Source organism: Mycobacterium decipiens (assembly GCF_963853665.1).
GTDB classification, from domain to species: domain Bacteria; phylum Actinomycetota; class Actinomycetes; order Mycobacteriales; family Mycobacteriaceae; genus Mycobacterium; species Mycobacterium decipiens.
The window spans coordinates 4471011-4486388 of record NZ_OY970459.1 but is presented as its reverse complement, the minus strand read 5'-3'; the positions used below and the strand labels follow the sequence as shown (position 1 = coordinate 4486388).

At 65.9% G+C, this 15378-nt stretch carries 2 protein-coding genes (1 of these 2 cut by a window edge); both read left to right on the top strand.

Annotation, left to right across the window (positions count from 1 at the left end; translation table 11 throughout):
• Window positions 1-3863, top strand: partial view of a non-ribosomal peptide synthase/polyketide synthase gene (locus AADZ55_RS19800; protein ID WP_341286231.1) — the final stretch only. It extends 16108 nt beyond the left edge of the window; only the last 3863 of its 19971 coding nucleotides appear in the window; its start codon lies off the left edge, out of view; it ends in the stop codon at window positions 3861-3863.
• Window positions 3850-15378: an amino acid adenylation domain-containing protein gene (locus AADZ55_RS19795; RefSeq protein ID WP_341286230.1), complete on the top strand. Its 11529-nt coding sequence runs from the start codon at window positions 3850-3852 to the stop codon at window positions 15376-15378. Before AADZ55_RS19800 ends, AADZ55_RS19795 begins: the two co-directional genes overlap by 14 nt.

Below are 15378 nucleotides of genomic sequence, written 5' to 3'. Positions count from 1 at the left end.
TGGATGAGTTGGTGGGGTTTTTCGTCAATACCTTGGTGTTGCGGGTCGACCTGGCCGGTGATCCCACGGTTGCCGAGTTGTTGGCCCAGGTGCGGGCCCGCAGCCTGGCCGCCTACGAGCACCAAGACGTGCCCTTCGAAGTGTTGGTGGAGCGGCTTAACCCCACCCGAAGCCTGACCCATCACCCGCTGGTCCAGGTGATGCTGGCCTGGCAGAACCTGCCCGGGAGCAATCATGACCCCGCCGCCGGGCTGACACTGGGTGATCTGCAAGTTTCGCCGCTGCCGGTGGATGCCCACACCGCTCGCACGGACCTGGCGATTCACCTTGGCGAACGCTGGACCCAGGCCGGTGAGCCCGCCGGAATCGCCGGCGTGCTGGAATTTCGCACCGATGTGTTCGACGCGGCTAGCATCGAGGCGCTGATCGAGCGGTTGGAACGCGTGTTGGTGGCGATCACCGCCGATCCCACGAAGGCGCTGTCGTCGGTGGATCTGCTCGATGAGGCTGAGCACGCCCGCCTGGATGGGTGGGGTAACCGGGCGGTATTGACCGCTGCGCCGGCGCCCGCGTTGTCCATTCCGGTGGTGTTCGCCGCGCAGGCGGCGCGCAACCCGGAGGCGGTGGCGATCAGCGGCCAGGGCCAGTCGATGACGTACCGGGAGCTCGACGAGGCGTCTAATCGGTTGGCGCACTTGTTGGTTGGTGATGGGGCGGGCCCGGGACAGTGTGTCGGGCTGTTGCTGTCGCGGTCGGCGCAGGCGGTCGTGGCGATTTTGGCGGTGCTCAAGACCGGGGCGGCGTATCTGCCGATTCACCCGGGGGCGCCGGCGGCGCGGATCGGGTTCATGGTCGATGACGCCGCGCCGATCGCGGTGATCACTACCGCAGAGTTGGCCGACCGGTTCGACGGGCACGACCTGGTGGTCATCGATGTCAGTGATATCGGGGATCCCCGCATTGACACCCAACCCAGCACGAGCTTGCCCGAGCCGAGCCCCGAGGATATCGCCTACATCATTTACACCTCGGGGACCACCGGGGTGCCCAAGGGTGTGGCCGTCGCCCACCGCAACGTGACCCGGTTGCTGGAGATATTGGATGCCGACCTGCCGCGTGCGGGTGTGTGGTCGCAGTGTCATTCCTTGGCGTTCGACTTCTCGGTGTGGGAGATCTTCGGTGCGCTGCTCGGTGGTGGGCGGCTGGTGGTCGTTCCCGACTCAGTGGTCGGCTCACCGGAAGACTTGCGCGCCTTGTTGGTTGCTGAACAGGTCAGTGTGTTAAGCCAGACGCCCTCGGCGTTCTATGCACTGCAGACCGCTGATGCGCAACACTGGTGGCAAACCACGTCCACGGCGATGGAACGTCAGGTAACACAGTGGCTTGGCTTGTCCGCATCGCCATCGCCCGAGTTGGGAGACCAGCTCAAACTGCAGACGGTGGTGTTTGGCGGCGAAGCGCTAGAACCCCCGCGTCTTGAAACTTGGTTGGACAACCACCCGGGACTACCTCGGTTGATCAACATGTATGGCATCACCGAGACGACGGTGCATGCGTCGTTGCGCAAGATCGTCGTCGGCGATGTCGATAGCACCGTGAGCCCCATCGGGGTGCCGCTGGCGCATCTTGGCTTTTTTGTGCTGGATGGGTGGTTGCGGCCGGTGCCGGTCGGGGTGGTCGGTGAGTTGTATGTGGCCGGTGCCGGACTGGCGTGTGGGTATGTGCGCCGGGCTTCGTTGACCGCGTCGCGGTTTGTGGCGTGTCCGTTCGGGGGGCCGGCAGCGCCCGGAACACGCATGTATCGCACCGGGGATTTGGTCTGCTGGGGTCCCGATGGGCAGCTCCGCCATCTGGGGCGTGCCGATGAGCAGGTCAAGATCCGCGGGTATCGCATCGAGTGTGGTGAGGTGCAGGCGGTGTTGTCCGGGCTGGATGGGGTGGGGCAGGCGGCGGTGATCGCGCGTGAGGATCGCCCGGGGGATAGGCGCCTGGTGGGCTACATCACCGGCACCGCTGATCCGGCCGAGATTCGCACCCAGCTGGGGCAGCTACTGCCGGGCTATATGGTGCCGGCGGCGGTGGTGGTGGTGGAGGCGCTGCCGGTGACGGTGAACGGCAAACTCGACAAACGGGCCCTGCTGGCGCCCGAATACCAGGATGTCGATCGTTACCGCGCCCCGGGCACGCCCATCGAGGAGATCCTGGCCGGTGTCTATGCCGATGTGCTCGGTGTGGAGCGGGTTGGGGTTGATGAGTCATTCTTCGATCTGGGCGGGGACAGCATTTTGTCGATGCAGGTGGTGGCGCGGGCCCGGGCCGCCGGCGTGATGTGTCGGACCCGCGATGTCTTCGTGGAGCAGACCGTGGCCCGGCTGGCCCGGGTGGCCGAGGTCGCCGACGGGGCCACCGGAGTGATCGATGAGGGTGTGGGGTCGGTGGTCGCGACGCCGATCATTCGCTGGCTGCAGGGCCTGCCGGGCCCGGTTGATCAGTTCAACCAAGCCATGGTGGTGCAGGCTCCCGCGGGGGTCACCGAGGCCGATGTGGTGGTCATGTTGCAGGTCTTGCTGGATCGGCATGCGATGCTGCGGCTGCGCGTCGACGAGGTGGCGGGGGGTTGGTCGTTGCAGGTACCTGAGTCGGGGTCGGTGGCTGCCCGCGACTGCCTGCAAGCGGTGGATGTGTTGTCCGATGCGGCGGTGGCGGGAGCGCGGTCGCGGTTGAACCCGGCGGCCGGGGTGATGCTCAGCGCGCTGTGGGCGGCCTCTAGTGGTCAGTTGGTGTTGATCATTCACCATCTGGCCGTCGACGTGGTGTCGTGGCGAATTCTGTTGGAGGACTTGAATATCGCTTGGGGCCAGCATCACGGCGGGCAGCCGGTGGCGTTGCCGGCGGGCGGGACGTCGTTTCAGCGGTGGGCGTCGCTGCTGGCCGAGCACGCCTATGCCCCAAGCGTTGTGGTTCAGGCCGAGGCTTGGCGCCAGGTGGCGGCGACCCGTGCGGTGTTGCCGGCGGTGCGCCCGGACGTGGATACATTCGCCACTGCCGGGCATTTGACGGTGGAACTGGATGCCGAAACGACCCGGGTGCTGCTCACTGAGGTTCCGGCGGCGTTTCATGCCGGGGTGCAAGACATTTTGTTGATTGCGGTCGGGTTGGCGGTGTCCGAGTTTGTCGGGTTTGTGGGCAACGACAGCGCGCCGATCGGTATCGACGTGGAGGGCCACGGCCGCCACGAGGAATTGGCTGCCGATGTGGACCTGTCGCGCACGGTGGGCTGGTTTACCACCAAATACCCGGTGTCTCTAAACGTCGCGGGGTCGGTGGGTGGGTTGGGTTGGGCGCAGGTGGTGGCTGGCGAGGCGGCGCTGGGCGGGGTGATCAAGGACGCCAAAGAGCAGCTGCGCGCCCTACCGGATCCGTTGAGCTATGGTCTGCTGCGCTACCTGAACGACAACGTTGACCTCGACGGGACCGACCCGGCGATCGGATTCAACTACCTGGGGCGTCTCGGCGGTCCAGCGGCCGAGCTCTCCGGTGATTTGTGGCGGGTCTGCCCGGAAGGCTTGTCGGTCACCGGCGCCAGCACGACGGTGCCGATGCCGCTGACCCACACCGTATTGCTCAACGCCGGTGCCGTCGACACCGAGGCCGGCCCGCGCCTGCGCGCCGATTGGATGTGGGCGCCGTCGGCCCTTGATCGTGCGCAGGTCGGCCGGCTCAGCCGGTTGTGGGGTGAGGCCCTGGCCGGCATCTGCGCCCATGTGCGAGGCGGTGGGGGCGGGTTGACCCCATCCGATATCGGTGCCCGTCTGAGCCAGCAGCAGATCGACGAGCTTCAGAGGCAATATGAAGATCGCTGATGTTTTGCCGTTGACGCCCTTGCAGCGGGGTCTGCTCTTTCACGCCAGCACCGCGCGGGGCGACGGCGACGATCTGTATGCGGGGCAGCTGGATATCACCGTGACCGGCGCCCTCGACACCCACCGGCTGCGCGATGCGGTGCGTACGGTAGTCACCCGGCATCCGCACCTGGCGGCCCGATTCGCCTCACAGTTCGACGAGCCGGTGCAGATCATCCCGGCCGATCCCGTGGCTCCCTGGCGGTATGTCGACCTCGACGGCGGCGGTGATGACCTCGACCTTAACGAGCAGGTCCGAGTGGTACGTGCCGCCGAACGCGCGGCGGTCTGCGACCTGGCTGGGGGGCCGGCCTTTCGGGTGGCCTTGATCCGTACCGCAGCGGACCGGCATCGGTTTGTGCTGACGAGTCATCACGTTGTGCTTGATGGCTGGTCGATGCCGATCCTGTTGCAGGAAATATTCGCGGCCTACTACGGGCAGCGGCTGGCTGCGGCCGCGCCGTATCGCAACTTTGTTGTCTGGCTGGCCGGTCGAGACCTCGATGCCGCCCGTGCGGCCTGGGGTGAGGTGTTGGCCGGCTTCGACATCCCCACGCTGGTCGGCCCGCAGCACAGGTTGGGGCGGGGCACCCGAGGCGTCGAAAGACTTGGGGTGTCCGCGGAGATCACGCGGGCCCTTGGCGCGCTGGCGCGTTCATGCCACACCACGGTCAGCACGGTGTTGCAGGTCGCCTTCGGGCAGCTGCTGATGTGGCTGACCGGCCAGCACGATGTGGTATTTGGCACCACGGTCTCGGGTCGGCCGGCCGAGGTGGTCGGCGCGGAATCGATGGTGGGCCTGTTGATTAACACGGTGCCGGTGCGCGCGACCATCACCGCAGAATCGACCACCATCGATCTGCTGGACCAGCTGCAAAGCGCTCATAATGACACCCTTGAGCACCAGCATCTGGCGCTACCCGAGATCCACCGCGCCGTGGGCCGCGACCGCCTTTTTGACACCCTGTTCGTTTACGAGAACTACCCGATCGACAGCGCCGCGTTGTCAAGTTTCGACGGGTTGGCCATCAGTGATGTCACTGCCCATGAGTCCACGCACTACCCGTTGACGGTGCAAGCCATACCGGGCCACGAGTTGGGCTTTCGTGTCGAATACGACACCGATGTGTTTGATGCGAACCGTATTGAGGCGTTGATTGGGCGGTTGCGGCGGGTGTTGGTGGCGATGACCGCTGATCCGGGCCGGCGGTTGTCGTCGGTGGATCTGCTCGATGAGCCCGAGCGTGCCCGGGTGGATGAGATCGGGAATCGGGTGGTGTTGACCCAGCCGGCCACGCCGATGTCGATTCCAGAGCTGTTGAGCGCTCAAGTTGCTCGCACGCCGGAGGCGGTGGCACTTAGCTGTGGTGAGTGTTCATGGACCTATCGGGAGCTCGATGAGGCCGCGAACCGGTTGGCGCACTTGTTGGCTGCCCATGGTGCGGGTCCGGGACAGTGTGTGGCACTGTTGTTTTCGCGGTCGGCCGAGGCGATCATGGCGATTGTGGCGGTGCTCAAGACCGGGGCTGCCTATCTGCCGATCGACCCGGCGTTGCCGGCAGAGCGGATCGGGTTCATGCTCACCGATGTCGCCCCGATTGCCGCGGTCACCACTACTGATCTAGCCGACCGTCTCGACGGCCATGGCGTGGTGCTCATCGATGTCACCGATGCCCGGATTGACACCCAACCCAGCACGACACCGCCGTCGCCGGCCCCCGACGAGATCGCCTATCTGATTTACACCTCGGGCACCACCGGGGTGCCCAAAGGTGTTGCGGTTACCCACCACAATGTGACCCGGCTGTTCGAGCGTGATTTGGCTGGCGTGGAGTTGGCGCCGGATCAGGTGTGGACGCAATGTCATTCGTATGCGTTCGACTATTCGGTGTGGGAGATTTGGGGTGCGTTGCTGCATGGTGGGCGGCTGGTGGTGGTGCCCGAGTCGGTGGCCGGCTCACCAGAACGCTTCCACGCCTTGCTGGTTGCCGAAAACGTCAGCGTCTTGAGTCAAACCCCGTCCGCGGTGGGGGTGCTCTCCCCGGACGGGTTGGAGTCGGCGGCATTGGTGATCGCCGCTGAGGCCTGTCCGGCCGAGCTGGTGGATCGGTGGGCGCCCGGGCGGGCGATGATCAACGCCTACGGCCCGACCGAGACGACGGTGTATGCGTCGACTAGTGCGCCTCTAGCGGCGGGGTCGGGGACGCCGCCAATCGGGTCGCCGGTGGCCGGGGCGGCGTTGTTTGTCCTGGATGGGTGGTTGCGTCCGGTGCCGCCGGGGGTCGTTGGCGAATTGTATGTGGCCGGTACTGGGGTGGCGGTCGGCTACGTGCGCCGGGCGGGGTTGACCGCATCGCGGTTTGTGGCCTGCCCATTTGGCGGTGCCGGAACACGCATGTATCGCAGCGGGGATTTGGTGTGCTGGCGTGCTGATGGGCAGCTGGATTATCTGGGGCGTGCCGATGAGCAGGTCAAGATCCGCGGGTATCGCATCGAGTGTGGTGAGGTGCAGGCGGTGTTGTCCGGGCTGGATGGGGTGGGGCAGGCGGCGGTGATCGCGCGTGAGGATCGCCCGGGGGATAGGCGCCTGGTGGGCTACATCACCGGCACCGCCGACCCGGCCGAGATTCGCACCCAGCTGGGGCAGCTACTGCCGGGCTATATGGTGCCGGCGGCGGTGGTGGTGGTGGAGGCGCTGCCGGTGACGGTGAACGGCAAGCTGGACACTCGGGCCCTGCCGGCACCGGAATACGGCGCCGGTGAGTACCGCGCCCCGGCCACGCCCACCGAGGAGATCCTGGCCGGCATCTACGCCCAAGTCCTCGGGCTTGACCGGGTCGGGGTCGACGATCCATTCTTCGCGCTGGGCGGCGACAGCATTTCAGCGATGCGCCTCATCGCCGCGATCAACACCAGCCTGGATACCGGCCTTTCGGTGCGCACCGTGTTCGAGGCGCCCACAGTGGCGCAGTTGGCGCCGCGTATCGGAGAGGGTGCCGGCCGGCTGCCGCGGCTGGTGGCGGCTGAGCGCCCGGCGGTGGTTCCGTTGTCGTTCGCGCAGAGCCGGTTGTGGTTTATCGATCAGTTGCAGGGACCTTCACCGGTCTACAACGTGGCGACGGCGCTGCGGTTGCACGGCCGGCTTGATGCCGACGCGCTGGGTGCGGCGCTGGGCGATGTGGTGGGCCGCCACGAAAGCCTGCGCACCCTATTCCCGGCGCAGGAGGGAATACCGCAGCAGCTGGTAATGCCGATGGAACAGGCGGATTTCGGCTTGGAGGTCGTTGATGCCACCGGATGGTCGGCAAGCCGGTTGGATGAAGCCATCGGTGCGGCGGCGCACTACACATTTGATCTGGCATCCGAAATACCGGTTAAAACACGGCTTTTCGGTGTCGGAAACGATGAACACATTTTGTTGCTGGTGGTGCACCATATCGCCGCTGACGGCATGTCACTGGCGCCGCTGACCGCCGATTTGGGTGTGGCCTATGCCAGCCGATGCGCGGGGCAGGCCCCCGGATGGGCCGATTTACCAGTACAGTACGTCGACTACACGCTGTGGCAGCGCGCCCAATTCGGTGAACTCGACGACAGTCAAAGCCGCATCGGTGGGCAGCTGGCCTACTGGCAGGACGCGCTGGCCGGAATGCCCGATCGCGTGCAGCTGCCCACCGATCGTCCCTATCCGCCGGTGGCCGATCATCGCGGTGCCCAGGTAAGCGTGGAATGGCCGGCGGAGCTGCAGCGGCGGGTTGCTCGGGTGGCGCGTGAGCACAATGCGACCAGTTTCATGGTGGTGCAGGCCGCGCTGGCGGTGCTGTTGTCGAAGATCAGTGCCAGCTCTGAGGTGGCGGTGGGGTTCCCGATCGCTGGGCGCCGCGATCCGGCGCTGGATGAGTTGGTGGGGTTTTTCGTCAATACCTTGGTGTTGCGGGTCGATCTGGCCGGTGATCCCACCTTCACTGACCTGTTAGCTCAGGTGAGAGCGCGCAGCCTGGCCGCCTACGAGCACCAAGACGTGCCCTTCGAAGTGTTGGTGGAGCGGCTTAACCCCACCCGAAGCATGACCCATCACCCGCTGGTCCAGGTGATGCTGGGCTGGCAGAACTTCCCCGGGCACACCAGCGGTCCCGCCGCTGAGCTGACCCTGGGTGATCTGCAGGTCACGCCGCTGTCGCTAGACACGCAGTCTGCTCGTATGGATCTGGTGTTTACGCTGGCCGAACGCTGGGGTGAGGCCGGTGAGCCCGCCGGGATCGGCGGCAGGGTGGAGTTTCGCACCGATGTGTTCGATGCCGGCGGTATTGAGGCGTTGATCGGGCGGTTGGAGCGGGTGTTGGTGGCGGTCACCGCCGATCCCACGACGGCGCTGTCGTCGGTGGATCTGCTCGAGGAGGCTGAGCACGCCCGCCTGGATGGGTGGGGTAACCGGGCGGTGTTGACCGCTGCCGGGCTGGCGGTCGGGGTGTCTATTCCGGGGTTGTTCGCCGGGCAGGTTGAGCGCACGCCGGGGGCGGTGGCGCTGGTGTGTGAGGGCCGGTCGATGACGTACCGGGAGCTCGACGAGGCGTCTAATCGGTTGGCGCACTTGTTGGTTGGTGATGGGGCGGGCCCGGGACGGTGTGTCGGGCTGTTGCTATCGCGGTCGGCGCAGGCGGTCGTGGCGATTTTGGCGGTGCTCAAGACCGGGGCGGCGTATCTGCCGATCGACCCGGGGTTACCGGCGGCGCGGATCGGGTTCATGGTTGCCGATGCCGCGCCGATCGCGGTGATCACTACCGCAGAGTTGGCCGATCGGTTGGACCGGCACGACCTGGTGGTCATCGATGTCGGTGATATCGGGGATCCCCGCATTGGCACCCAGTCCAGCACGGCGCTGCCGGCGCCGGCTGCCGATGACATTGCTCACATCGTCTACACCTCGGGGACCACCGGGGTGCCCAAGGGTGTGGCGGTCACCCACCGCAATGTCACCCAGCTGTTCGACGCACTGGAGATCGGCGGGCAATTGGCGCCCGGGCGGGTGTGGACGCAATGCCATTCCTATGCCTTCGACTTTTCGGTGTGGGAGATCTGGGGTGCGCTGCTGCATGGCGGGCGGCTGGTGGTGGTGCCCGAGTCGGTGGCCCGCTCCCCGGAAGACTTCCACGACCTACTGGTCAGTGAACGGGTCGGTGTGCTCACTCAGACCCCTTCTGCGGTGAGCGTGTTGTCGCCTGAGGGTTTGGGGTCGATGGCGTTGGTGATCGGTGCCGAGGCCTGTCCGGCTGAGTTGGTGGATCGGTGGGCGCCGGGGCGGGTGATGGTCAATGTCTACGGCCCCACTGAGACGACGATGTGGGCGTCTAAGAGCGCGCCGTTGGCGGCGGGGTCGGGGTCGCCGCCGATTGGTTCGCCGGTGGCCGGTGCGGCATTTTTTGTGCTGGATGGGTGGTTGCGGCCGGTGCCGGTCGGGGTGGTCGGTGAGTTGTATGTGGCCGGTGCTGGGGTTGGTGTGGGCTATCTGGGTCGTGCCGGGTTGACGGCGTCGCGGTTTGTGGCGTGTTCGTTCGGGGCGGCGGGTTTGCGGATGTATCGCAGCGGGGATTTGGTGCGCTGGCGTGCTGATGGGCAGCTGGATTATCTGGGGCGTGCCGATGAGCAGGTCAAGATCCGCGGGTATCGCATCGAGTGTGGTGAGGTGCAGGCGGTGTTGTCCGGGCTGGATGGGGTGGGGCAGGCGGCGGTGATCGCGCGTGAGGATCGCCCGGGGGATAGGCGCCTGGTGGGCTACATCACCGGCACCGCCGATCCGCAGGTGGTGCGCGCCGCGCTGGGGCAGCGGCTGCCGGGCTATATGGTGCCCGCGGCGGTGGTGGTGGTGGACGCGCTGCCGCTGACCCCCAACGGCAAACTCGACATCCGCGCCCTGCCGGCGCCGGAATACGCCGCCGGTGAGTACCGCGCCCCGGCCACGCCCATCGAGGAGATCCTGGCCGGCATCTACGCCGATGTCCTCGGTGTGGAGCGGGTTGGGGTTGATGAGTCATTCTTCGCGCTGGGCGGGGACAGCATTTTGTCGATGCAGGTGGTGGCGCGGGCCCGGGCCGCCGGCGTGATGTGTCGGCCCCGCGATGTCTTCGTGGAGCAGACCGTGGCCCGGCTGGCCCGGGTGGCCGAGGTCGCCGACGGGGCCACCGGAGTGATCGATGAGGGTGTGGGGTCGGTGGTCGCGACGCCGATCATTCGCTGGCTGCAGGGCCTGCCGGGCCCGGTTGATCAGTTCAACCAAACCATGGTGGTGCAGGCTCCCGCGGGGGTCACCGAGGCCGATGTGGTGGTCATGTTGCAGGTCTTGCTGGATCGGCATGCGATGCTGCGGCTGCGCGTCGACGAGGTGGCGGGGGGTTGGTCGTTGCAGGTACCTGAGTCGGGGTCGGTGGCTGCCCGCGACTGCCTGCAAGCGGTGGATGTGTTGTCCGATGCGGCGGTGGCGGGAGCGCGGTCGCGGTTGAACCCGGCGGCCGGGGTGATGCTCAGCGCGCTGTGGGCGGCCTCTAGTGGTCAGTTGGTGTTGATCATTCACCATCTGGCCGTCGACGTGGTGTCGTGGCGAATTCTGTTGGAGGACTTGAATATCGCTTGGGGCCAGCATCACGGCGGGCAGCCGGTGGCGTTGCCGGCGGGCGGGACGTCGTTTCAGCGGTGGGCGTCGCTGCTGGCCGAGCACGCCCATGCCCCAAGCGTTGTGGTTCAGGCCGAGGCTTGGCGCCAGGTGGCGGCGACCCGTGCGGTGTTGCCGGCGGTGCGCCCGGACGTGGATACATTCGCCACTGCCGGGCATTTGACGGTGGAACTGGATGCCGAAACGACCCGGGTGCTGCTCACTGAGGTTCCGGCGGCGTTTCATGCCGGGGTGCAAGACATTTTGTTGATTGCGGTCGGGTTGGCGGTGTCCGAGTTTGTCGGGTTTGTGGGCGATGGCGGCGCGCCGATCGGTATCGACGTGGAGGGCCACGGCCGCCACGAGGAATTGGCTGCCGATGTGGACCTGTCGCGCACGGTGGGCTGGTTTACCACCAAATACCCGGTGTCTCTAAACGTCGCGGGGTCGGTGGGTGGGTTGGGTTGGGCGCAGGTGGTGGCTGGCGAGGCGGCGCTGGGCGGGGTGATCAAGGACGCCAAAGAGCAGCTGCGCGCCCTACCGGATCCGCTGAGCTATGGTCTGCTGCGCTACCTGAACGACAACGTTGACCTCGACGGGACCGACCCGGCGATCGCGTTCAACTACCTGGGGCGCATGCGTATGGGCGGCGCGGCGACGGCGGTGTCCGAAAGTCTGTGGCGGGTCTGCCCGGAAGGCTTGTCGGTCGCCGGCGCGGCCACCGCGACGCCGATGCCGCTGACCCACACCGTATTGCTCAACGCCGGTGCCGTCGACACCGAGGCCGGCCCGCGCCTGCGCGCCGATTGGATGTGGGCGCCGTCGGCCCTTGATCGTGCGCAGGTCGGCCGGCTCAGCCGGTTGTGGGGTGAGGCCCTGGCCGGCATCTGCGCCCATGTGCGAGGCGGTGGGGGCGGGTTGACCCCGTCCGATATCGCTCCCGCCCGTCTGAGCCAGCAGCAGATCGATGAGCTGTGCCAGCACTACCGGATCGCCGATATTTTGCCGTTGACCCCCTTGCAGCGGGGTCTGCTCTTTCACGCCAGCACCGCGCGGGGCGACGGCGACGATCTGTATGCGGTGCAGCTGGAGTTCACCGTGGCCGGTGCCCTCGACCCGCACCGGCTGCGCGACGCGGTGCGTACGGTAGTCACCCGGCATCCGCACCTGGCGGCCCGATTCGCCTCACAGTTCGACGAGCCGGTGCAGATCATCCCGGCCGATCCCGTGGTGCCCTGGCAGCATCTCGAACTACCCGCCGACGGCCTCGACGTTGGTGATCAGATCCAGCGGCTGTGCGCCGCCGAACGCGCGGCGGTCTGCGACCTGGCTGGGGGTCCGGCCTTTCGGGTGGCCTTGATCCGTACCGCAGCGGACCGGCATCGGTTTGTGCTGACGAGTCATCACGTTGTGCTTGATGGCTGGTCGTTGCCGATCCTGATGGGGGAGATATTCGCCAGCTATTGCGGGCAGCCGCTGGCTGCGGCCGCGTCGTATCGGGCATTCATTACCTGGCTGGCCGGTCGAGACCTCGATGCCGCCCGTGCGGCCTGGGGTGAGGTGTTGGCCGGCTTCGACATCCCCACGCTGGTCGGCCCGCAGCACAGGTTGGGGCGGGGCACCCGAGGCGTCGAAAGACTTGGGGTGTCCGCGGAGATCACGCGGGCCCTTGGCGCGCTGGCGCGTTCATGCCACACCACGGTCAGCACGGTGTTGCAGGTCGCCTTCGGGCAGCTGCTGATGTGGCTGACCGGCCAGCACGATGTGGTATTTGGCACCACGGTCTCGGGTCGGCCGGCCGAGGTGGTCGGCGAGGAATCGATGGTGGGCCTGTTGATTAACACGGTGCCGGTGCGCGCGACCATCACCGCAGAATCGACCACCATCGATCTGCTGGACCAGCTGCAAAGCGCTCATAATGACACCCTTGAGCACCAGCATCTGGCGCTACCCGAGATCCACCGCGCCGTGGGCCGCGACCGCCTTTTTGACACCCTGTTCGTTTACGAGAACTACCCGATCGACAGCGCCGCGTTGTCAAGTTTCGACGGGTTGGCCATCAGTGATGTCACTGCCCATGAGTCCACGCACTACCCGTTGACGGTGCAAGCCATACCGGGCCACGAGTTGGGCTTTCGTGTCGAATACGACACCGATGTGTTTGATGCGAACCGTATTGAGGCGTTGATTGGGCGGTTGCGGCGGGTGTTGGTGGCGATGACCGCTGATCCGGGCCGGCGGTTGTCGTCGGTGGATCTGCTCGATGAGCCCGAGCGTGCCCGGGTGGATGAGATCGGGAATCGGGTGGTGTTGACCCAGCCGGCCACGCCGATGTCGATTCCAGAGCTGTTGAGCGCTCAAGTTGCTCGCACGCCGGAGGCGGTGGCACTTAGCTGTGGTGAGTGTTCATGGACCTATCGGGAGCTCGATGAGGCCGCGAACCGGTTGGCGCACTTGTTGGCTGCCCATGGTGCGGGTCCGGGACAGTGTGTGGCACTGTTGTTTTCGCGGTCGGCCGAGGCGATCATGGCGATTGTGGCGGTGCTCAAGACCGGGGCTGCCTATCTGCCGATCGACCCGGCGTTGCCGGCAGAGCGGATCGGGTTCATGCTCACCGATGTCTCCCCGATTGCCGCGGTCACCACTACTGATCTAGCCGACCGTCTCGACGGCCATGGCGTGGTGCTCATCGATGTCACCGATGCCCGGATTGACACCCAACCCAGCACGACACCGCCGTCGCCGGCCCCCGACGAGATCGCCTATCTGATTTACACCTCGGGCACCACCGGGGTGCCCAAAGGTGTTGCGGTTACCCACCACAATGTGACCCGGCTGTTCGAGCGTGATTTGGCTGGCGTGGAGTTGGCGCCGGATCAGGTGTGGACGCAATGTCATTCGTATGCGTTCGACTATTCGGTGTGGGAGATTTGGGGTGCGTTGCTGCATGGTGGGCGGCTGGTGGTGGTGCCCGAGTCGGTGGCCGGCTCACCAGAACGCTTCCACGCCTTGCTGGTTGCCGAAAACGTCAGCGTCTTGAGTCAAACCCCGTCCGCGGTGGGGGTGCTCTCCCCGGACGGGTTGGAGTCGGCGGCATTGGTGATCGCCGCTGAGGCCTGTCCGGCCGAGCTGGTGGATCGGTGGGCGCCCGGGCGGGCGATGATCAACGCCTACGGCCCGACCGAGACGACGGTGTATGCGTCGACTAGTGCGCCTCTAGCGGCGGGGTCGGGGACGCCGCCAATCGGGTCGCCGGTGGCCGGGGCGGCGTTGTTTGTCCTGGATGGGTGGTTGCGTCCGGTGCCGCCGGGGGTCGTTGGCGAATTGTATGTGGCCGGTACTGGGGTGGCGGTCGGCTACGTGCGCCGGGCGGGGTTGACCGCATCGCGGTTTGTGGCCTGCCCATTTGGCGGTGCCGGAACACGCATGTATCGCAGCGGGGATTTGGTGTGCTGGCGTGCTGATGGGCAGCTGGATTATCTGGGGCGTGCCGATGAGCAGGTCAAGATCCGCGGGTATCGCATCGAGTGTGGTGAGGTGCAGGCGGTGTTGTCCGGGCTGGATGGGGTGGGGCAGGCGGCGGTGATCGCGCGTGAGGATCGCCCGGGGGATAGGCGCCTGGTGGGCTACATCACCGGCACCGCCGACCCGGCCGAGATTCGCACCCAGCTGGGGCAGCTACTGCCGGGCTATATGGTGCCGGCGGCGGTGGTGGTGGTGGAGGCGCTGCCGGTGACGGTGAACGGCAAGCTGGACACTCGGGCCCTGCCGGCACCGGAATACGGCGCCGGTGAGTACCGCGCCCCGGCCACGCCCACCGAGGAGATCCTGGCCGGCATCTACGCCCAAGTCCTCGGGCTTGACCGGGTCGGGGTCGACGATCCATTCTTCGCGCTGGGCGGCGACAGCATTTCAGCGATGCGCCTCATCGCCGCGATCAACACCAGCCTGGATACCGGCCTTTCGGTGCGCACCGTGTTCGAGGCGCCCACAGTGAGAAGTTTGAGTCAGCGGCTGCACACCGATGCTGCTTCCACCCAAGACATGCTCCCGGTTCAAACTCTGCGGGAGGGTACCGGCGCTCCGCTGTTTTGCGTTCACCCCGCGGGTGGGGTGAGTTGGCCGTATCAGGTTCTGGGCGCCCACTTGGAGTGCCCGATCATCGGAATTCAACAAATCCTGCAGGGGGAAGAAGCTGAACCTAGGTCAATTCGCGATATGGCGAAAAACTATGCCGACAGGATCCAAGCGATTGATCCTACCGGACCCTACAATCTTCTCGGCTGGTCCTTTGGCGGCGTCGTCGCTCATGAGCTGGCCATCGAGCTTCAGCGACGCGGCTGCGCAGTCACACGCCTGATACTTCTCGACGCTCAACCCGAAATCGACAGCAGCGTCGCGCTACAAGACCAGGTTTCAGCTGAGAAGCAGATGCTCGAAGAAGTTCTGCGATTCTACGGTATAGGAATACCGGAACCGAATGACTCGCTTACCCACGCGGAAATGGAAGAGCTACTTCGCGAACGCGGAGTCACAGATTTCGCTCGCTACAAGCGGCTGGTGGATATGCTTATTCGGAACCACAATAGCAACGTGACATTGTATCGTTCACACGAACCCGCCGTTTTCGAGGGTGACGCAGTGATATTTTCTGCTGCGCGGGATCAGGGCGATCGCAGTCCATTTCTTCTGCAAAGTTGGCAACCGTACGTCACCGGCGAGACTGCAGTGTACTCGATCGACTGCACGCATAATGAAATGCTGACTGCCGAATCGGTCGGTGGGTACGGCGTACAGCTCAGGCAATTGTTTGTCCGTGAGGCAATGTGA

Coding starts and splice junctions, on each gene's coding strand:
- AADZ55_RS19795 (WP_341286230.1), top strand. CDS start 3,850: ATGAAGATCGCTGATGTTTTGCCGTTGACGCCCTTGCAGCGGGGTCTG.